This window comes from Streptomyces sp. NPDC104367, assembly GCF_055583825.1.
This window is the reverse complement of record NZ_JBVJND010000014.1, coordinates 243730-263962: the sequence shown is the minus strand read 5'-3', so window position 1 is coordinate 263962 and position 20233 is coordinate 243730. Positions and strand designations below refer to the sequence as shown.

The 20233-nt window shown below is 72.5% G+C and carries 13 protein-coding genes; 5 read left to right on the top strand and 8 right to left on the bottom strand.

Annotated features, from left to right (window positions below; genetic code table 11):
• A partial coding sequence (locus tag ACZ619_RS22820) for a maltotransferase domain-containing protein (RefSeq protein ID WP_469601735.1) occupies positions 1-690 on the bottom strand: 690 nt, incomplete at its 3' end.
• 441 nt (positions 691-1131) lie between these two features.
• Here ACZ619_RS22820 and ACZ619_RS22815 point away from each other — a divergent pair.
• Complete coding sequence (locus tag ACZ619_RS22815) at positions 1132-3756, top strand: glycosyltransferase family 1 protein (protein WP_469601733.1); 2625 nt, start codon at positions 1132-1134, stop codon at positions 3754-3756.
• 253 nt (positions 3757-4009) lie between these two features.
• On the opposite strand, the gene ACZ619_RS22810 is transcribed toward ACZ619_RS22815, so the two are convergent.
• The 5 genes from ACZ619_RS22810 to ACZ619_RS22790 all read right to left on the bottom strand — a co-directional run bounded on the left by ACZ619_RS22810 (position 4010) and on the right by ACZ619_RS22790 (position 12531).
• Entirely contained in the window at positions 4010-4522 is a 513-nt protein-coding gene (locus ACZ619_RS22810) for a DUF1990 domain-containing protein (protein WP_469601730.1), read from the bottom strand.
• A 70-nt stretch (positions 4523-4592) separates the two neighbouring features.
• Positions 4593-6242, bottom strand: a complete 1650-nt coding sequence (locus ACZ619_RS22805; protein WP_469601727.1) for a M4 family metallopeptidase — start codon at positions 6240-6242, stop codon at positions 4593-4595.
• Positions 6243-6493: 251 nt separating this feature from the next.
• Positions 6494-8530 (bottom strand): M4 family metallopeptidase, encoded by a 2037-nt coding sequence (locus ACZ619_RS22800; RefSeq protein WP_469601724.1) that lies wholly within the window; start codon positions 8528-8530, stop codon positions 6494-6496.
• A gap of 345 nt (positions 8531-8875) precedes the next feature.
• Positions 8876-10753: an ABC transporter ATP-binding protein gene (locus ACZ619_RS22795; RefSeq protein ID WP_469601721.1), complete on the bottom strand. Its 1878-nt coding sequence runs from the start codon at positions 10751-10753 to the stop codon at positions 8876-8878.
• Entirely contained in the window at positions 10750-12531 is a 1782-nt protein-coding gene (locus ACZ619_RS22790) for an ABC transporter ATP-binding protein (RefSeq protein WP_469601719.1), read from the bottom strand. Before ACZ619_RS22790 ends, ACZ619_RS22795 begins: the two co-directional genes overlap by 4 nt.
• Positions 12532-12724: 193 nt before the next feature.
• Between ACZ619_RS22790 and ACZ619_RS22785 the strand changes: the two genes are divergently transcribed.
• Genes ACZ619_RS22785 through ACZ619_RS22770 form a run of 4 tightly spaced genes read left to right on the top strand, consistent with a single transcriptional unit; the run spans position 12725 to position 16328 of the window.
• Positions 12725-13633: an ABC transporter ATP-binding protein gene (locus ACZ619_RS22785; protein ID WP_469601717.1), complete on the top strand. Its 909-nt coding sequence runs from the start codon at positions 12725-12727 to the stop codon at positions 13631-13633.
• A complete protein-coding gene (locus ACZ619_RS22780) occupies positions 13630-14412 on the top strand; it encodes an ABC transporter permease (RefSeq protein ID WP_469601714.1) in 783 nt (260 codons plus the stop codon). The genes ACZ619_RS22785 and ACZ619_RS22780 overlap by 4 nt, the downstream gene beginning before the upstream one ends.
• 25 nt (positions 14413-14437) lie before the next feature.
• Positions 14438-15694, top strand: coding sequence for a sensor histidine kinase (locus tag ACZ619_RS22775; protein WP_469601711.1), 1257 nt, complete (start codon positions 14438-14440; stop codon positions 15692-15694).
• Positions 15684-16328, top strand: coding sequence for a response regulator (locus ACZ619_RS22770; protein WP_469601710.1), 645 nt, complete (start codon positions 15684-15686; stop codon positions 16326-16328). Before ACZ619_RS22775 ends, ACZ619_RS22770 begins: the two co-directional genes overlap by 11 nt.
• Here the strand turns inward: ACZ619_RS22770 and ACZ619_RS22765 are convergent.
• Together ACZ619_RS22765 and glgX are read right to left on the bottom strand one after the other, a co-directional pair.
• Complete coding sequence (locus ACZ619_RS22765) at positions 16325-17722, bottom strand: sulfatase family protein (RefSeq protein ID WP_469601708.1); 1398 nt, start codon at positions 17720-17722, stop codon at positions 16325-16327. The genes ACZ619_RS22770 and ACZ619_RS22765 overlap by 4 nt on opposite strands.
• 144 nt (positions 17723-17866) lie before the next feature.
• Complete coding sequence (glgX, locus tag ACZ619_RS22760) at positions 17867-20098, bottom strand: glycogen debranching protein GlgX (RefSeq protein WP_469601706.1); 2232 nt, start codon at positions 20096-20098, stop codon at positions 17867-17869.
• Between the last annotated feature and the right edge of the window lie 135 nt (positions 20099-20233).

Below are 20233 nucleotides of genomic sequence, written 5' to 3'. Positions count from 1 at the left end.
GAACTCGTACCAGGAACCGAACAGCGCCCGCTCGCGCTCCACGAGCAGCGGCAGCGGCTCGGAGGCGGTCACCAGCTCCCGCAGCGGATACCGGGCCAGTACCCGGTCCACGGCGGGGGTGAGGGCGGCGGCGAGCCGCCAGGGGGCGGGCCGCTCCTCGTCGCGCAGGGCCGCGGCGGCGTCCAGCAGGATCTCCCGCTTCCCGCGCTTCGGCACTCCGGCGGCGGCGCGTTCGTACAGATGTGCGCCCTCCGTCAGGACGAGTTCGGTGTCGATGCCCGCCGGGATCTTGATCCGGGCGTGGTGGCGCCAGGTGGCGACCGGATCTCCCCACGCCTCGACCTGGTAGGTCCAGCGGCCCGGTTTCCCGTCGACGGTGACGGTGGCGCCCCAGCGGTCCGTGCCGGGCGCGAGTTCCCGCATCGGGGACCAGGGACCCTGACGGCCCTTCGGATCCCTCAGTACGACGTTGGCGGCGACGGCGTCGTGGCCCTCGCGGAAGACGGTGGCACTGACCTCGAACGACTCCCCGGTGACCGCTTTCGCGGGCCGGCGCCCCTGCTGCACCAGGGGACGGACGTCGAGGACGGGTATGCGGCCGACGGCGGTGGCCGCGTCGGCGGGGGGCGCTGTGCCGGGCGACTCGCTCGGTGACGGGGGTGCTGGCGAAAGGTGGTGCGTGGCGGGCATGACCGCTCCTGTCCGCGTCAACGTGGTGGTGGGCGGATGATGGTGGGGAGGTCGGTACTGCGGAGGTGTCCGAGGGCGGACCAGTGGTGCGTTCGTGGGGTGTACCGGAGGAGCCTTCCCACCCTATTCGGGTGGGCAATCCGGCACTTTGTTAACTACTCAGCCGTCCGTCTACGCACAAGACCGGCCTTGTTCAGGACACGCGACCGCCGGTATACGGTCGTCATACGGTCGTAAGTATGTCTCGATCTCACCCTCCCCCTCCTGGAGTGAGACGGGCAGCTTCTCGTGCGGCGTGGGACGCGACAAGAAGGCGTGACGCGCCGAAGACCGGTCCGAGCCATGTCCCGGCCCGAAGCCGCCCCTTTCGCCGGTACCGTCTGAGGGACGCCGAGCCGCACACCGCCGTACGGCTCTCACCGCGAACGCGTGGAGTGGAATGTGAAGGCGATCCGTCGGTTCACCGTCCGTCCCGTCCTCCCCGAGCCCCTACGTCCCCTCAGCGACCTGGCGCGCAACCTGCGCTGGTCCTGGCACACCGAGACCCGTGACCTCTTTCGGACCGTCGACCCCGAGCGCTGGGCCGCCTGCGAGGGCGACCCGGTGCGGCTGCTCGGCAGCGTGCCCCCGGCGCGGCTCGCGGAGCTGGCCGGCGACCGCCGCTTCCTGCGCCGTCTGACCGCGGCCGCCGACGACCTGAACGACTACGTGAGCGGCGACCGCTGGTACCAGTCCGGGCAGCGGTCCGCCGAACTCCCTGCCGCCGTCGCCTACTTCTCGCCCGAGTTCGGCATCACGGCCGCGCTGCCGCAGTACTCCGGCGGCCTCGGCATACTGGCCGGCGACCACCTCAAGTCGGCGAGCGACCTCGGCGTCCCGCTGATCGGGGTCGGCCTGCTGTACCGGCACGGCTACTTCCGGCAGACCCTGTCCCGGGACGGCTGGCAGCAGGAGCACTATCCCGTCCTGGACCCCAACGAACTCCCGGTGGCGCCGCTCAGGGAGGCCGACGGCACCCCGGCGCACGTCTCCCTCGCGCTGCCCGGCGGCCGGCTGCTGCGGGCCCGCGTCTGGCACGCCCAGGTCGGCAGGGTGCCGCTGCTGATGCTGGACTCGGACGTGGAGGAGAACGACCTCGGCGAACGCGGGGTCACCGACCGGCTCTACGGCGGCGGCAGCGAGCACCGGCTGCTCCAGGAGATGCTGCTCGGCATAGGGGGTGTGCGCGCCGTGCGGACGTACTGCCGGCTGACCGGCCACCCGGAGCCGGAGGTCTTCCACACCAACGAGGGGCACGCCGGGTTCCTCGGCCTGGAGCGGATCGCCGAACTGGCCGCCGCCGGACTCGACTTCGGCGCGGCGCTGGAGGCGGTGCGGGCCGGGACCGTGTTCACCACCCACACCCCGGTCCCGGCCGGCATCGACCGCTTCGACCGGGAGCTGGTCGCCCACCACTTCGGGCCGGGCGCCGAACTCCCGGGCATCGACGTCGAGCACATCCTGCGGCTCGGCATGGAGACCTACCCGGGCGGCGAACCCAACCTCTTCAACATGGCGGTGATGGGGCTGCGGCTCGCCCAGCGCGCCAACGGGGTCTCGCTGCTGCACGGCGCGGTCAGCCGGGAGATGTTCGCCGGACTGTGGCCGGGATTCGACCCCGAGGAGGTGCCGATCACCTCGGTGACCAACGGGGTGCACGCGCCGACCTGGGTGGCGCCGGAGGTGGTGCGGCTGGGCGCCCGGCAGCTCGGCGACCGCCGTACCGAGGAGGCGCTGACCGTCGGCGGCCCGGAACGCTGGGACGCCGTCGCCTCCGTCGGCGACCAGGAGATCTGGGACCTGCGCCGCGGGCTGCGGGAGCAGCTGGTGGTGGAGGTCCGCGACCGGCTGCGGGCGTCCTGGCGGCAGCGGGGCGCGGGGACGGCCGAGCTGGGCTGGATCGACGGCGTCCTGGACCCCGACGTCCTGACCATCGGATTCGCCCGGCGCGTCCCGTCGTACAAGCGGCTCACGCTCATGCTGCGCGACCGCGACCGTCTGATGGACCTCCTCCTGCACCCCGACCGCCCGGTCCAGGTCGTGGTGGCCGGCAAGGCGCACCCGGCGGACGACGGCGGCAAGCGGCTGGTGCAGGAGCTGGTCCGGTTCGCCGACGACCCGCGGGTCCGGCACCGGATCGTCTTCCTGCCCGACTACGGCATGGCGATGGCCCAGAAGATCGTGCCCGGCTGTGACATCTGGCTGAACAACCCGCTGCGCCCGCTGGAGGCGTGCGGGACCAGCGGGATGAAGGCGGCGCTGAACGGCGGCCTCAACCTGTCCGTCCTGGACGGCTGGTGGGACGAGTGGTTCCAGCCGGACTTCGGCTGGGCGATCCCGACCGCGGACGGCGCCGGCACCGATCCGGAGCACCGGGACGACATCGAGGCGGCCGCCCTCTACGACCTGCTCGAACAGCGGGTCACCCCCCGCTTCTACGAGCGCGGCCGGACCGGGCTGCCCGACCGCTGGATCGAGATGGTCCGCCAGACCCTGACCCTGCTGGGCCCCAAGGTGCTGGCGGGCCGCATGGTCCGCGAGTACGTCGAACGGCTCTACACCCCCGCGGCGCACGCGCACCGCGCCATGACCGGGGACGCGGCGCGCGACCTGGCCGCGTGGAAGGGTCGGGTGCGGGCCGCCTGGCACGGGGTGTCGGTCGACCATGTCGCGACCACCGCCGCTCCGGCCACCGCGGAGCTGGGCAGCACCCTCGCGCTGCGCGTGCGCGTCCGGCTGGGTGAACTCGGCCCCGACGACGTGGAGGTCCAGGCGGTCTCCGGCCGGGTCGACGCGGAGGACCGCATCACCGACGCGACGACGGTGCCGCTGAAGCCGACGGCCGGCCCGGACCTGGAGGGCCACTGGACCTACGAGGGCCCCCTGGCCCTGGACCGCACCGGCCCCTACGGCTACACGGTCCGCGTCCTGCCCACCCACCGCCTCCTGGCCTCCGCCACCGAACTCGGCCTCCTCACGGCCCCTCCGGAAAACGCGACGGAGGGGGCGGGCCTGCTGATGCGCTGACCCCGATGCCCCGTCCCGCCAACGGCGGACGACCTTCGTCCGCCCTTGGCGGGGTCATTGCCTGCCCTTACGTTCACGAGCAGCACGTACACGAAGTGACATTCGCGGGGCGGAGCTTTCATGAGCGATCTGAGGGCCGACGCCAAGCGCATCCGCGAGTGCTCGCGCGCTGCAGCGGATCCACGACAACTTCGCGACCGTTCCAATCCGGCAGAGGAATTCTCCGCGGCGGAACTCGGTGCCTGTCTGACGCTCAGTCCTCCGAGACGTCCGCGCACAAGCGGCGCAGGAGGGTGCCGCAGCGGTGGGCGTAGGCCTGTTGGAGGGCTCGGGTGGCCGGGCCGGCCGCGCGGGCGTACCACTTGGCGGCCTTGCTGAACGCGGCGACCGTGAGCCAGACGGTGCCGTCGCCGGTGCGGGTGACCAGGAAGGCCTCCTCACCGCACTCGGGGTGGCCGGCGAGGGTGCCGTAGGCCCAGCCCGCGCGGCGGGACTCCTCGACCGTCCAGACCACCCGGCAGGGGGCCCTGACCAGGCCGGCCAGGGTGACCGTGACGTCCACGCCGGGGGCGGCACGCTCCGCGGCGGTGTCGATGCCCACGCCCAGGGCGCGGTGGAGTTCCCAGGTCAGGACCGTCTCGGCGGCCCGGTGGAAGACCGCCTGGCCCTCGCCTATGCGCGTGCGCACGTGCAGGGGGTGGAAGCCCGGCGGGCAGGCGGCGAGGTTCTCGCGGGTCGCGCCGACCGCCTCGTACGTGAAGGACATGGAGAGAGGGTAGGACGGGCCCCCGGGGTGTGGTCGCCCCGGGGGCCCGTCCTACCGCTGCGCTAGCGCGTCACGAGGTGACGTTGACCGCGGTCCACGCGGCCTTCACCGCCGCGTACTCGGTGCTGCTGGAGCCGTACAGCGCCGAGGCCGCCGACAGGGTGCCGCTGCGGGCGCCCGAGTAGTTGGTGGTGGAGGTGAAGTACTCGGTCAGCGCCTTGTACCAGATCTGCAGCGCCTTGTCCCGGCCGATGCCGGTGAGCGTGGAGCTGTTGTACGTCGGGGAGTTGTACGACACCCCGTTGATGGTCTTGCTGCCGCTGCCCTCGCTCAGCAGGTAGAAGAAGTGGTTGGCGACGCCGGACGAGTAGTGCACGTCCAGGTTCTTCACCGACGAGGACCAGTAGTTGGCGGAGGCGCCGTCCTTGCTGGGCTGGTCCATGTAGCGCAGCGGGGTGCCGTCGCCGTTGATGTCGATCTTCTCGCCGATGAGGTAGTCGCCGACGTCGGAGGAGTTGGCGGCGTAGAACTCCACGCCGGTGCCGAAGATGTCGGAGGTCGCCTCGTTGAGACCGCCGGACTCGCCGCTGTAGTTGAGGCCCGCGGTGTTGGCGGTGACGCCGTGGCTCATCTCGTGGCCGGCCACGTCCAGCGAGGTCAGCGGGTGGGTGTTGCTGGAGCCGTCGCCGTACGTCATGCAGAAGCAGCTGTCGTCCCAGAACGCGTTCACGTACGAGCTGCCGTAGTGGACGCGGGAGTAGGCGCCGACGCCGTTGTTCTTGATGCCGCTGCGGCCGAAGGTGCTGAGGTAGAAGTCCCAGGTCTCCTGCGCGCCGTAGGCCGCGTCCGCGGCCGCGGTCTCGTCGGTCGTGGAGCTGGAGGCCGTGCCGGTGCCCCACGTGTTCGTGGTGTTGGTGAACAGGGTGCCGGTGCCGGAGCTGGTGGTGTGCTTCAGGTTGTACGTCTTGTGGCTGCCGCGGGAGGCGTCGGTCAGCGAGTACGTCGAGCCCGACAGCGAGGTGGTGAGGCTCACGGTGCCGGAGTACAGCGTCTTGCCGGTGCCCGTCGCGTTCTCGATGCCCTGGTACTCGTAGAGCTTCTTGCCGGTGGCGGCGTCGGTGACGACGTGCAGCTGGTTGGGGGTGCCGTCGTCCTGGAAGCCGCCGACGACCGTCTCGTAGGCGAGGACGGGGGTGCCGGAGCCGGCCCAGATCACCTTGCGGGCGCCGTCGGCGGCCGACTTGGTGGAGCCGAGGGTCTTGGCGGCGGACAGCGCCGACTTCTCCGCCTTGGCGGCGGTGACCTGCGGCTTGAGGGAAGCGACCTTGATGGTGGCCTTGGTCGCCTTGGTGACGCCCTCGGTCGTGCCGCCCTTGGTGGTGTGCACGACGATGTCGCCGCCGAGCACCGGGAGGCCCGCGTAGGTGCGCTCGTAGCGCGTGTGGACCGTGCCGTCGACGTCCTTCACGACGTCCTTGACGACCAGCTTCTCCTTGGCGCCCAGGCCTATCTCCTGCGCGGTCTCGGCGACGTTCGCCTGCGCCTTCTGGACGAGGGCGACCCGGGCGGAGTTGGAGAGCAGGGTCGGGGCCCCGGCCAGCGGCGCCTTGGGGGCGGCGGCGGCGTTCGAGGTCAGACCCGTGGTCAGCAGGGCACCGGCGGCGACAGCGGTGGCGATGGCGAGCGTGGTGCGCTTGTGACGCGCGTAGAGGGGGCTCACTCAAGCTCCTTCATGATGTGGGGAGTCCGGGCTGAGTGGGGTTACCGGCCCGGCTGTGGGGATGTGAAGTTGCTGTGCTGTGCGACGGGTGAGGGAAGAGTGACATCAAGGTCGCGTACATGTCAGGACCCTGAAGTGATGTTGGCTGAAAAGCAGGTGTCCGGTGAACGTTGCGCGCATGTAAAAAGGGCGCCGTCCAGGGGGAGTCGCCCCCTGGACGGCGCCCGTCGCGCGCCCCCGTGTCCTGCGGTTTACGGGAAGGTCAGCTTCCACCCGTTGATCGTGCCGACGTCCTGTGCGGCCTGGTCCTGGACCTTGAGCTTCCAGGTCCCATTGGCCGATTCCGAGGAGGCGTTCACCGTGTAGGTGTCGGTCACGTTGTCCGCGGAGTCGGACGAGCTGAAGCTCTTCAGGCGGTACGACGTCCCGGACGGGCCGACGAGGTCGACCACCAGGTCACCACGCCACGTGTGGCTGATATTCGGCGTCACCTGGAGGTTGCTCGGCGCGTTCCCGGTCCGCCCCGAGACCGTGATCGACGAGGTGACGGCGGGCCCGTTGTCCGGGATCGACACGGCCGTGCCGCTCTCGTACGACGTGCCGGTCCCGCCACCGCCCCCGCCGGAGCGCGCGCCGACCGCGACGGCCGCCCAGGCGTCCTGCACCGCCTTGTACTCGGCGCTCGTGGTGCCGTACAGCTCGCCCGCCGCCGCGAGGGTGCCGGTGCGGGCGGCCGCGTAGTTGGTGGTCGAGGTGAACTTGGTGGTGAGCGCCCGGTACCAGATCTGCAGCGCCTTGTCCCGGCCGATGCCGGTGACCAAAAGCCCGTCCGAGGTGGGCGAGTTGTAGCTGACGCCGTTGATGGTCTTGGCGCCGCTGCCCTCGCTCAGCAGGTAGAAGAAGTGGTTGGCGGGCCCGGACGAGTAGTGCACGTCGACCGAGCCGATCCCCGAGTACCAGCTGTCCTTGGACGAGCCGTCCTTGCTGGGCTTGTCCATGTAGCGCAGCGGCGTCCCGTTGCCGTTGATGTCGATCTTCTCGCCGATGAGGTAGTCGCCGACGTCGGAGGAGTTGGCGGCGTAGAACTCCACGCCGGTGCCGAAGATGTCGGAGGTCGCCTCGTTCAGGCCGCCGGACTCGCCGCTGTAGTTGAGGCCCGCGGTGTTGGCGGTGACGCCGTGGCTCATCTCGTGGCCGGCCACGTCGAGGGCGGTGAGCGGGTCCGCGTTGCCGGAGCCGTCGCCGTAGGTCATGCAGAAGCAGCTGTCGTCCCAGAACGCGTTCACGTACGCATTGCCGTAGTGGACGCGGGAGTAGGCGCCGACGCCGTTGTTCTTGATGCCGCTGCGGCCGAACGTGTTCTTGTAGAAGTCCCAGGTCTCGGCGGCCCCGTAGTGCGCGTCGGCGCCCGCGGTGGCGGCGTTCGACGTGGTGCCGTTGCCCCAGGTGTTGCTCGACTGCGAGAACAGCGTGCCCGTCCCCGAGGTGCCGTGGTTCAGGTTGTACGTCCTGTGGCCCCCGCGGTCGCCGTCGGTCAGGTTGTACGTCGAACCCGACTGGGTCGTGGTCAGCGACACCGTCCCGCTGTACTGGGTGTTGCCGGTGCCGGTCGCGGTGTCGATGCCCTGGTACTCGTAGAGCTTCTTGCCGGTGGTGGCGTCGGTGACGACGTGCAGCTGGTTGGGGGTGCCGTCGTCCTGGAAGCCGCCGACGACCGTCTCGTAGGCGAGGACGGGGGTGCCGGAGCCGGCCCAGATCACCTTGCGGGCGCCGTCGGCGGCCGGCCTGGTGGAGCCGAGGGCCTTGGCGCGGGCCACCGCGGACCTCTCGGCGCTCGCCGTGCTCACCGCCGGGGTGAGGCCGGCGACCTTGAGCGTGGCGCGGTTCGCCTTGACGACCCGCTCGGTGGCGCCCGACTTCGCGGTGTCCACGATCAGGTCGCCGCCGAGCACCGGGAGGCCGGCGTAGGTGCGCTCGTAGCGGGTGTGCAGGGTGCCGTCGGCATCCTTGACGACGTCCTTGACGACCAGCTTCTCCCGGGTGCCGAGGCCTATCGCCCGGGCGGTGGCGGCCCGCTGCGAGGTCGCGTCGCGGAGCAGTTCCGCGCGCTGCGAGGGGGAGAGCCGCACGGCCGCGTGGGCCGGGTCCGGGTGGCCGGCGCGCGGGGTGGCCGGGGCGGCACCGGCGGCGCCCGACTGGACGGCGGCGGCGATCAGGGCGGCGATGCCGGTGAGGGCCACGACTGCTGTGCGGTGGGGGGTGCGTCCGCGAGAGGAACTGCTTCTCAACACTGACTCCTTCTGCGTGGCCGCGGGTCGCGCGGCCAGGGGAGATCCGGACCGCGGGTGGGCGGTCCGGGCAGAACGGGGCGAAACGCGGAACCATGTGCGTGTGCGGGGCCGGACTCGCGGCAGCGATGGGGCGAACCTGTGGGGTTGCTGTGAGCCGGCCGTGGGAAGAGTGGCACCAGAAAACGCGATCTGTCAGGACCGCGTCATAAACTTGGCCGGAAACGGTTCGTTGACCGGATGTCCGTGTTCGGTATCCGGACGGCCGGGAGAGGGAGAGAGCCGGAGGGGCGGGAGAGGGTGGGGAGGGCAGGGGAGGCTACGGTGCCTGGCCGTGTCTCCCGTCTAGGCCAGGCTGTCCCGCCAGGCTCGGTGCAGATCGGCGAACCGGCCCGTACCGGCGATCAGTTCGGCCGGGCGGCCGTCCTCGACGATGCGGCCGTGCTCCATCACCAGGACCCGGTCGGCGATCTCCACGGTCGACAGCCGGTGCGCGATCACCACCGCCGTACGGCCCTTGAGCACCGTCGACATGGCACGCTGCACCGCCCGTTCGCCGGGGACGTCCAGCGAACTGGTCGCCTCGTCGAGGATCAGCACCGCGGGATCGGCGAGCAAGGCGCGTGCGAAGGCGACCAGTTGGCGCTGGCCCGCCGAAATGCGCCCCCCGCGCTTGCGGACGTCCGTGTCGTACCCGTCGGGCAGCCCGGTGATGAACTCGTGCGCGCCGATCGCCTTGGCCGCCTGCTCGATCTCCGCCCGGGTGGCGTCCGGCCGGCCGATGGCGATGTTCTCGGCGACCGTGCCGGAGAACAGGAACGCCTCCTGGGTGACCATGACCACCCCGCGCCGCAGTTCGGGCACGGCCAGCTCGCGCAGGTCCACGCCGTCCAGCAGGACGCGGCCCTCGGACGGGTCGTAGAAACGGGCCAGGAGCTTGGCGAGGGTCGACTTGCCGGCGCCCGTGGTGCCGACGACCGCGACGGTCTGCCCGGCCGGGAGGGCGAGGTCGAAGCGGGGGAGGACCTCGCCGCCGGTGCGGTAGGCGAAGCGGACCCCGTCGAAGACGACCTCGCGGCCGGGCAGTTCGGACGCCGGGGCGGGCAGCTCGGTGGGGACCCGGGGCTCGGGCACGGACGGGGTCTGGGCGAGCAGGCCCGCGATCTTCTCCAGCGAGGCGGCCGCCGACTGGTAGGAGTTCAGGAACATGCCGAGACGGTCGATCGGGTCGTACAGCCGGCGCAGGTAGAGCACGGCCGCCGCCAGGACGCCCAGCTCCAGCGAGCCGGACGCCACCCGGTACGCGCCCCACAGCACGATCACCGCGACCGAGGCGTTGGCGACCAGCCGGGAACCGACCACGTACCGCGCCATCTCCAGCAGCGCGTCCCCGTTGGTGCGCTCGTGCCGGCGGTTCAGCACGGCGAACTCGGCGTCGTTGGCGGCCTCCCGGCGGAACGCGCGCACCGGGCGGATGCCGTTCATCGTCTCCACGAACTTCACGATCACCGCCGCGATCGCCGTGGACCGCGCCTTGTACACCCGTACCGCCCGCCGCTGGTACACCCGCACCAGCAGGTACAGCGGCACGAACGAGGCCACCGCGACCGCGCCGAGGCCCAGGTCCAGCCAGAGCAGCATCGCCGAGATGCAGAGGAAGGAGAGGATGACCGTCACCAGCTCCTGGAGGCCCTCGTTGAGGAGCTCGCGCAGTGACTCGACGTCCGTGGTGGAGCGGGAGATGAGCCGGCCGGACGTGTACCGCTCGTGGAAGTCGACGCTGAGCGCCTGCGCGTGCCGGAAGATACGGCCGCGCAGGTCGAGCAGCACGTCCTGGTTCACCCGCGCGGACACCTCGATGAACGCGAACTGGAGGCCGCCGGCGAGCAGCGCGCACAGCCCGTAGCCGGCCGCGACCGCGATCAGCGGGCCGGTGTCGTGCTGCCGGAACGCCGGTACGGCCCGGTCGATGGCGTACGCCACGATCAGCGGGCCCGCCTGGACGGCCGCCTGCTGGAGCAGCAGGAGCAGCGTGGTGAGGGCGACCCGCGGCCGCATCGGCGCCAGCAGGGACCGCAGCAGGTCGGCGGTGGCGCCGGGCGGGGTGGGCAGGACGTCCTGGTCGAAGGGGTCGCCGCCGGTGCCGCCGGAGTCGTCGGTCGGCTTCGGACCGGGGAGTTCGGCGTCCTCGTCGGGAGCGGGCAGGGAGGTGGCGGCGGTCATCGGCGGTGATCCTCCCCGGACATCAGACGGGCGTACTCGGCGTTGGTGCGCAGCAGTTCGTGGTGGGTGCCGACGGCGGTGATACGGCCGTCGGAGAGCAGGGCGACCCGGTCGGCGAGCAGCACGGTGGAGGGGCGGTGGGCGACGATCAGGGCCGTGGTGTCGGCGAGCACGTCGCGCAGGGCCGCCTCCACGGCGGCCTCCGTGTGCACGTCCAGGGCGGACAGAGGGTCGTCCAGGACGAGGAAGCGGGGTCTGCCGACGACCGCCCGCGCGAGCGCGAGGCGCTGGCGCTGGCCGCCGGAGAGGCTGAGGCCCTGCTCGCCGACCTGGGTGGCGGTGCCCTGGGGGAGGGCGTGCGCGAAGTCGGCCTGGGCGACGGCGAGGGCGCGGTCCAGCTCCTCCTCGCCGGCCGCCCCGGAGGCCCCCATCAGGACGTTCTCGCCGACGGAGGCGGAGAACAGGGTGGGTTCCTCGAAGGCCACGGCCACGAGGGTGCGCAGTTCCTCGCGGGGCATGGCGGTGATGTCCCTGCCGTCGAGGGTGATGTGCCCGGAGGTCGTCTCGTGCAGGCGGGGGACGAGGGCGGTGAGCGTGGTCTTCCCGCTGCCGGTGGCACCGACCAGGGCCATGGACTCGCCGGGACGCACATGGAGGGTGATCTCCTCCAGGGTGGGCGCCGAGTCGGCCGAGGCGTCCGGATAGCGGAAGGAGACGGCGTGGAAGCGGATGCCGCCGTCGTCGGCCGAGGGCCGCCCCCGCTCCGCCGGACCCGGCCGCGCGTCCTCCCGCAGGGCGTCCCGTGCCTCGAAGTACCGCTCGGTCGCGGTCGCCGCCTCCTGGCTCATCGCCAGCAGGAAGCCGATCGACTCCACCGGCCAGCGCAGGGCCAGTGCCGTGGAGAGGAACGCCACCAGCGTCCCCGCGCTCAGCGCGCCCTCGGCGACCTGCACCGAGCCCCAGAACACGGCCGCCCCGATGGCCAGTTCCGGCAGCGTGACGATGACGGCCCAGATCGCGGCCAGCATGCGGGCCTTGCGGAGCTCCGTGCCGCGCAGGGTGCGGACCAGGTCGCGGAAGGCGCGGGCCTGGCTGCGGTGGCGGCCGAAGCCCTTGATGATGCGGATGCCGAGCACGCTCTCCTCGACCACCGTGGTCAGGTCGCCGACCTGGTCCTGGGCGAGCCGGGCCACGCCCGCGTACCGCCGCTCGAAGACGACACAGGTGCACATCACCGGGATCGCGGGCGCCAGGATGACCAGGCCGAGGGTCCAGTCCTGGGCCAGCATGATCACCACGCCGACCAGGATCGTGACCGCGTTGACCAGCAGGAAGGTCAGCGGGAAGGCGAGGAACATGCGCAGCAGCATCAGGTCGGTGGTGGCCCGGGAGAGCAGCTGCCCGGAGGCCCAGCGGTCGTGGAAGGCGACCGGCAGGCGCTGGAGATGCCCGTAGAGACCCGCCCGCATCTCCGCCTCGACGTGGGAGAGGGGTCTGGCGACCAGCCAGCGGCGCAGGCCGAACAGCAGCGCCTCCGCGATCCCGAGCAGCAGCAGGTACAGCGCGCCGAGCCAGACCCCGCCGGGGTCGCGGTCGGCGACCGGGCCGTCCACCATCCACTTCAGGACGAGGGGGATGACGAGCCCCGTGCAGGAGGCGACTATCGCCACGGACGCCGCGGTGAACAGCCGCAGCCGTACCGGCCGTACGAACGGCCACAGGCGCAGCAGGGTACGGACGGTGGAGCGTTCCTCGGTGGTTGCACGTGTCGCAGGCATCAGGGGCGAGCCTACGGATCGGCACTGACATCGCCCACCGAGTTTTGGCCGGACCGGAAACGGCGGCCGGTGCCACGACCAGCGTGTTCGAGGGGTCGTACGGTCGGCTCCGCCCGTATCAGCCGATCGGCTGATGCCGGTTCGAGCGGTCCGGCCGATGCGGCGGCCGCGGCCCGGCCGGGACCCTCGTCGTATGCCATCCGTCATCGAAGTGACAGACCTGCGCAAGTCCTACGGCGGCCGGGCCGTCGTGGACGGGGTGAGTCTCGCCGTCGAGGAGGGGGAGATCTTCGGGATCCTCGGCCCGAACGGCGCCGGCAAGACCACCACCGTCGAGTGCGTGGAAGGGCTGCGGGTGCCCGACGCGGGGCGGGTCAGGGTCGCCGGGCTCGACCCCGTCACCGAGCACGCCGAGGTCTCCCTGGTCCTCGGCGCCCAGCTCCAGCAGAGCGAGCTCCAGCCCAGGCTCACCGTCCGCGAGGCGCTGGAGCTGTACGCCTCCTTCTACCCGGAGCCGCTCGACTGGGCGCCGCTCGCCGAACGCCTCGCCCTCACCGGCCGGCTCGCCACCCGGTTCGGCAGGCTCTCCGGCGGACAGCGGCAACGCCTGTTCATCGCCCTGGCGTTGATCGGGAACCCGCGGGTGGTCGTGCTCGACGAGCTGACCACCGGGCTCGACCCGCGGGCGCGGCGGGACACCTGGGAGCTGATCGAGGACGTCCGGGACCGCGGGGTGACCGTGCTGCTCGTCACCCACTTCATGGAGGAGGCGCAGCGGCTCTGCGACCGGATCGCGGTGATCGACAAGGGGCGGGTGGCCGCCCTGGACACCCCGGCCGGGCTGATCCGCCGGTCGGCGGGGGCGACCGTCATCAGCTTCACCCCGTCCGCGCCGCTCGACGACGGCGACCTGAACGCGCTCCCCGCGCTCGCGTCCGTCGCGCACAAGGACGGCCGCGTCACGCTGTCCGGCACCGACGAGACCGTCAACGCGGTGATCACCCTGCTCGCCCGCCACCGGGTCACCGCCCACCAGCTGCGCGTCACCGACGCCACCCTCGACGACGCGTTCCTCGACCTCACCCAGGAGGCCCCGGCATGAACACCGGCATGAACACCGGCATGAGCCCCGGCACGAACACCGGCATCAACACCGCCGTGCTGCGGACCGAGTTCCGGCTCTTCGGACGTGAACCCGGCGCCGTCTTCTGGGTCCTTCTGTTCCCCACCCTGCTCCTAGTGATCCTCGGCTCGATCCCGTCCTTCCGCAAGGCGGACCCGTCCCTGGGCGGGCTGCGTCCGGTGGACGTCTACGTGCCCGTCGCCGTGCTCGTCGCCCTGATCATGTCCGGTGTGCAGACCCTGCCGCAGGCGCTGACCGGGCACCGGGAGCGGGGCGTCCTGCGCCGGATGCGGCTCACCCCGGTACGGCCCGCCGCCCTGCTGTCCGCGCAGATGGCCGTGCAGGGCACGGTCGCGCTGGCCTCGGCGCTGCTCGTCCTCGCCGTCGGACGCCTCGCCTTCGCCGTACGGCTGCCCCGGCAGCCCGGCGGCTACCTGCTGGCGCTGCTGCTGGCGGCCGCGGTGGCGCTCGCCCTCGGCTCCGTGGTCTCGGCGCTGTCCCGGACCACGAAGATCGCGGGCGCCGTCGGGTCGGCGGTGTTCTTCCCGATGATGTTCTGCGCGGGCGTGTGGATCCCGGTCCGGTCGATGCCGCACTCGCTGGCCCGCGTGGTGCAGCTGACCCCGTTCGGCGCGGCGGCCCGCGCCCTGGACCGGGCCGCCGCCGGCCACTGGCCCGGCTGGGACCACCTGGGCGTCCTCGCGGTCTGGACGGTCCTGCTGACCGCCGGTGCCGCCCGCTGGTTCCGCTGGGAGTAGGCGGCCGCCCGTGCAGACTGGGGACATGACGGTGGCGGACAGCCGGATCGAGCGGCGCTGGGAGCAGTTCCACACCTGGGGGCCGTTCGGGCTGCTCGGCGTCAGCGTGGTCGCCGCGCTCGTCACCGCCGACCCGCGCGCGGCCGCGGCCGAGTGGTACACCGGCTGGGCCCTGCTCGGCGCCGCGGTCGCGCTCCAGCTGTGGTGGTACGGCACCCGCCCCGGCGGGCCCGACCACCGCCGCGCCCCGTCCCGGGCCGGAGCCGTCTACTACACCGTCCGCTGGGCCCTCGCCTTCGCCCTGACCTGGCTCAACCCGTTCTTCGCGTTCTACGCCGCCGCCGGCTACCTGGACGCCGACGAGACCCTGCCCGGAAGGTGGCACCGGCTCGGACTGCTCGCCAGCGCGGTCACCGTGGCCGCCGCGCAGACCGGCGGGATGCCGTTCGCCGACGCGCTCCAGTGGACCGTCTTCGCCGTCCTGCTGGCGTTCAACTCCGTTCTCCAGATGGCGGTCGCCCACCTCACCGAGCAGGAGAAACGGCGGGCGGCCGAGCGCACCGAGACCATCGCGGCGCTCCGCCGGGCCCTCGACGAGAACGAGGCCCTGCACGCCCAGCTCCTCGTCCAGGCCCGGGAGGCCGGGGTCGCCGACGAGCGGAGGCGGCTGGCCGCCGAGATCCACGACACCATCGCCCAGGGGCTGGCCGGGATCATCGCCCAGCTCCAGGTCGTCGTCAACACCCCCGACCCGGGCCAGGGCAGGGACCACGTGGACCGCGCCCTGGCGCTGGCCCGGCACAGCCTGGGCGAGGCCCGCCGCTCCGTGCACAACCTGGCCCCGGTCGCGCTGGAGCACGACGGACTGCCCGAGGCGCTGACGAAGACGGTCGCGGAGTGGGGCGAACGGACCGGCATACGCGCCGAGTTCACCGTCACCGGCACCGCCGAGCAGCTGCACGGGGAGGTCGCGGCGACCCTGCTGCGGATCGTCCAGGAGGCGCTGTCCAACGCGGCCCGGCACGCCCGGGCCACCCGGGTCGGTGTCACCCTCTCCTTCCTGGGCGGCTTCCCGGGCGGCGAGGTCATCCTCGACATCCGCGACGACGGCACCGGCTTCGACCCGCTCGCCGTCCCCGTCCGCACCGGCGCCGGCGGCTTCGGCCTGGACGGCATGCGCGCCCGCGCCGAACGCATCGCGGGCTCCCTGACGGTGGAGTCGGAACCGGGGCACGGCACGGCCCTGTCCGCTCGCGTACCGTTGGTGCCCCATGACAGCTGACGCCCCGGTCTCCCTGCTGATCGTCGACGACCACCCCGTCGTACGCGACGGGCTGCGCGGCATGTTCGAGTCCGCGCCCGGGTTCGAGGTCCTCGGCGAGGCGGCGGACGGCGCCACGGCCGTCGCGCTGGCCACCGCCCTCGACCCGGACGTGATCCTGATGGACCTGCGCATGCCGGGCGGCGGCGGGGTCGACGCCATCCGCGCGCTGACCGGGCAGGGCGCCCGCGCCAGGGTGCTGGTTCTCACCACGTACGACACCGACTCCGACACCCTGCCCGCGATCGAGGCGGGCGCCACGGGCTACCTGCTCAAGGACGCCCCGCGCGAGGAGCTCTTCACCGCCGTGCGCGCCGCCGCCCAGGGCCGTACGGTCCTCTCCCCGGCCGTCGCCTCCCGTCTGGTCTCCGCCGTCCGCACGCCCGGCGCCCCCGGCAACGAGCCGCTCTCCGCGCGCGAACGCGAAGTGCTGGCCCTGGTCGCCAGGGGCACCTCGAACCGTGAGATCGCCCGTGAACTCTTCATCAGCGAGGCCACGGTGAAGACCCATCTCACCCACCTGTACGCCAAGCTGGGCGTCAACGACCGGGCGGCCGCGGTGGCCACGGCGTACCAGCGGGGAATCCTCGGCTAGCCCGGATACGGCAGCAGGGTCGCCGCGGTCCGCTCCCAGGACGCCTTGAGGTCGGCCAGCAACTCCGGTCTGTCCGGGGCGAGATCGGCCTGCTCGCGCTGGTCGGCGCCGAGATCGTAGAGGTGGTCCGCGCCGGCCGCGTCCCGGTAGTACTTCCAGTTGCCCCGCCGCAGCGCCCGGTTGGCCCTCACCCGCCAGAACAGGTCGCGTTCCGGGAGCCGTTCGCCGCGCAGCAGGTAACCGGCCAGGCTGGTGCCGTCCAGCGGGTAGGCCGGGTCGGCGCGGGCGCCGGCCAGCTCCAGCAGGGTCGCCGTCCAGTCGGGGGTGAACAGCGGCTCGTGGCTGACCTGGTGGCCGTCGATCCGGGCCGGCCAGCGCACGATGGTCGGCACCCGGATGCCGCCCTCCTGGAGCACGAACTTCTCACCGCTGAGCGGCCACAGGTACGACCAGCGCTCGCCGCCGTTGTCGCTGGCGAACACGACGACCGTGTTCTCCTCCTGCCCGGAGCGGCGCAGCGCGTCCAGCACCTCGCCGACGGCCGCGTCCAGGTTCTCCACCATCTCCGTGTACTTGGCGACCGAGCCGCCGTCGTAGTGGTTGAGCGCGGCCGTGATGTCCGACTGGCTCTTCGCCGCCCGGATCCTCGCGGCGATCACGGCGCCGGTCTCCTCGTCGCCCTCGGCCAGCCAGGGCCAGTGCGGGGTGGTGAAGTTGAGGTTGAGCAGCCACGGGTCGGAGTGCTCCCGGCCCAGGAACTCCACGGCCCGCTCGGTCAGCACGGTCGTGTAGTAGCGCAGGTCCTTGTACTCGGCGTCGCCCTCGTAGAGGTCGTAGTCGCCCAGCTGCCCCAGCTTGGAGAAGTACTCCAGGACACCGCCGAAGTTGCCGAAGAACTCGTCCCAGCCGGACTTGGTCGGGCTGTAGTCGGGCAGCCAGCCGCAGTGCCACTTGCCGATCAGCGCGGTCGCGTACCCGGCCTGCTTCAGCAGCGAGGCCAGGGTGGGGTGACGGGGGTCCAGGCCCTGGGTCCGGCTGCCGACGGGCTCGGCGAGACCGCCGGGCGTACGGCCCGGGTAGCGGCCGGTGTAGAGGCTGAACCGGGTGGGGGAGCAGGTCGCCGAGCCGGAGTAGGCGTCGGTGAAGCGCACGCCCTGCCGGGCCAGCCGGTCCAGGTTCGGCGTTCTGATGTGGGGTGCGCCGTAGCAGGAGAGGTCGGCCCAGCCGAGGTCGTCGCCGAGGACGAACAGGAAGTTGGGGCGCCTGCCGGAGGCGGCGGGACGGGCCTCGAAGGGGCGCTCGGCGGCCTCGGCCGCGGGGGCCGGGCCGGCGACTGCGGTGGCCGCGCCACCGCCGATGAGACCACCGAACGTACGACGGGATATCTCAGGCATGGGCTTCAGTGGATCAGCGCGTCCCACGCCCTGGCCAGGAGGCGGACGCCGATTTCACGGGCCTGCAACGTTGCCCCCGGCCCCCCGCCCCCCGGCCCCCCGGCCCCCGCTCCCCGGCCCCCCGCCCCCTCCCGGTGCCCCGCCTCAGCCCGCCACCCTGAGCAGCAGCACCGCCCGGGCCGGCACCGTGACCGCCGCCCCGGCGGTGTGCACCGTCCCCGGCGCCGCGCCCTGCTCCTCCAGCGAGGTGTCCACCACCACCTCGTAGCTTCCGGCCCACGGCGGGCCCGGCAGCACGAACTCCACCGGGCGGTCCCCGGCGTGCAGGACGGTCAGGAAGCTGTCGTCCAGGACGGGGTCGCCGCGCTCGTCGCGGCCGGGGATGTCCCGCCCGGAGAGGTACATCCCGAGGGTCGCCGCGGGCGCGTACCAGTCGCCCTCGGTCATCTCCTCCCCGCGCGCGGTGAACCAGGCCAGGTCGCGCAGCCCGTCCGCCGAGTGCGCGCGGCCCGAGAAGAAGGCGCGGCGGCGCAGCACCGGGTGCCGGTGGCGCAGCGCGATCAGCCGGGCGGCGAGGTCGAACAGCGGCCGCCAGGCCGGGTCGTCCAGCAGGCCCCAGTCCAGCCAGCTGATCTCGTTGTCCTGGCAGTAGGCGTTGTTGTTGCCGCGCTGGGTGCGGCCCAGCTCGTCCCCCGCGACCAGCATCGGGACGCCCGTCGACAGCAGCAGCGTGGTGAGCAGGTTCCGCAACTGCCGCCGCCGCAGCGCCCGTACGTCCTCGTCGCCGGTCTCGCCCTCCGCCCCGCAGTTCCAGGACCGGTTGTCGCCCGAGCCGTCACGGTTGTTCTCGCCGTTGGCCTCGTTGTGCTTCGCCTGGTACGACACCAGGTCGCGCAGCGTGTAACCGTCGTGCGCGGTGACGAAGTTGACGGATGCGTAGGGGCGCCGGCCGCCCCAGGCGTAGAGGTCGCTGGAGCCCGAGAGCCGGTAGCCGAGGTCGCGGACGTCCGGGAGGGCGCCGCGCCAGAAGTCCCGGACCGCGTCGCGGTAGCGGTCGTTCCACTCCGTCCACAGCGGCGGGAAGGCGCCCACCTGGTAGCCGCCCGAACCGACGTCCCACGGTTCGGCGATGAGCTTCACCCGGCGCAGCACCGGGTCCTGGGCGATGACCGCGAGGAAGGGGGAGAGCATGTCGACGTCGTGCATCGAGCGGGCCAGCGCGGCCGCCAGGTCGAACCGGAAGCCGTCCACGCCCATCTCCGTCACCCAGTACCGCAGCGAGTCCGTGATCAGCCGCAGCACGTGCGGGCGGACCACGTGCAGGGTGTTGCCGCAGCCGGTGTAGTCGGCGAAGCGGCGGGCGTCGTCCTGGAGCCGGTAGTAGCCCCGGTTGTCGATGCCCTTCAGGGAGAGCGTGGGGCCCAGCTCCCCGGCCTCGGCCGTGTGGTTGTAGACCACGTCGAGGATCACCTCGATGCCGGCCGCGTGCAGCGCGCGCACCATCCGCTTGAACTCGCCGACCTGCTGCCCCGTCGTACCGGAGGCCGCGTAGGCCGCGTGCGGGGCGAAGTAGCCGATGGAGTTGTAGCCCCAGTAGTTCCTGAGGCCGCGCCGCAGCAGGTGGTCCTCGTGGGCGAACTGGTGGACGGGGAGCAGCTCCACGGCCGTCACGCCCAGGGCGACCAGGTGCTCGACCGCGGCCGGGTGGGCCAGCCCCGCGTAGGTGCCGCGCAGTTCCTCCGGTATCCCGGGATGCAGCCGGGTGAAGCCCCGTACGTGCAGCTCGTAGATGACCGAGTCCGCCCAGGGCGTCTTCGGGCGGTGGTCGTCGGCCCAGTCGTCGTCATCGTGGACCACCACGCCCTTGGGGACGTACGGCGCCGAGTCCCGGTCGTCGCGCACGGTGTCGGCGACCGGCTGGTCCGGCCAGTCCCGGACGTGCCCGTACACCTCGGGCGGCAGCCCGAACTCTCCGTCCACCGCACGCGCGTACGGGTCGAGGAGCAGTTTCGCCGGGTTCCAGCGGGCGCCGGTCCACGGGTCCCAGCGGCCGTCGACCCGGTAGCCGTAACGCTGCCCCGGCAGCACACCGGGCACGAAGCCGTGCCAGATCTCGTGCGTGAGTTCGGTCAGCGGGATCCGGGTCTCCCGCCCCCGCTCGTCGAAGAGGCAGAGCCGGACCGCCTCCGCGCCGGCCGCCCACAGCGCGAAGTTGGTCCCCGCCACGCCGTCCGGGCCGACCCGGAACCGGGCGCCCAGCGGGGTCGGCGCCCCCGGCCACGCCGACGGGACGGGGAGGGGCGTCCCGTTCACCGCCGGGGCGTCCGCCCTCGGGGCCCGCGCCCGTGCCCCCTGCTGCTCGGCTGCGCTCGTCACCTGTCGGCCCCTTTTGTATTGGCGGCTCGCCGACCTCCGGGGCGCACCCGACCCGCGTCCGAGCAGCCGGCCGCACCCGGGCTCCCGGTCCCGGGCACGGCCGGCGGCCCGCTGCGGACGCGCCCGCGACGGCTC

Bases quoted from the DNA above. Each gene is read 5' to 3' on its own strand.
- ACZ619_RS22810 (WP_469601730.1), bottom strand. From the start codon at position 4,522: ATGTCCTTCACGTACGAGGCGGTCGGCGCGACCCGCGAGAACCTCGCC.
- ACZ619_RS22790 (WP_469601719.1), bottom strand. From the start codon at position 12,531: ATGCCTGCGACACGTGCAACCACCGAGGAACGCTCCACCGTCCGTACC.
- ACZ619_RS22765 (WP_469601708.1), bottom strand. From the start codon at position 17,722: ATGCCTGAGATATCCCGTCGTACGTTCGGTGGTCTCATCGGCGGTGGC.
- ACZ619_RS22770 (WP_469601710.1), top strand. From the start codon at position 15,684: ATGACAGCTGACGCCCCGGTCTCCCTGCTGATCGTCGACGACCACCCC.
- ACZ619_RS22775 (WP_469601711.1), top strand. From the start codon at position 14,438: ATGACGGTGGCGGACAGCCGGATCGAGCGGCGCTGGGAGCAGTTCCAC.
- ACZ619_RS22780 (WP_469601714.1), top strand. From the start codon at position 13,630: ATGAACACCGGCATGAACACCGGCATGAGCCCCGGCACGAACACCGGC.
- ACZ619_RS22795 (WP_469601721.1), bottom strand. From the start codon at position 10,753: ATGACCGCCGCCACCTCCCTGCCCGCTCCCGACGAGGACGCCGAACTC.
- ACZ619_RS22785 (WP_469601717.1), top strand. From the start codon at position 12,725: ATGCCATCCGTCATCGAAGTGACAGACCTGCGCAAGTCCTACGGCGGC.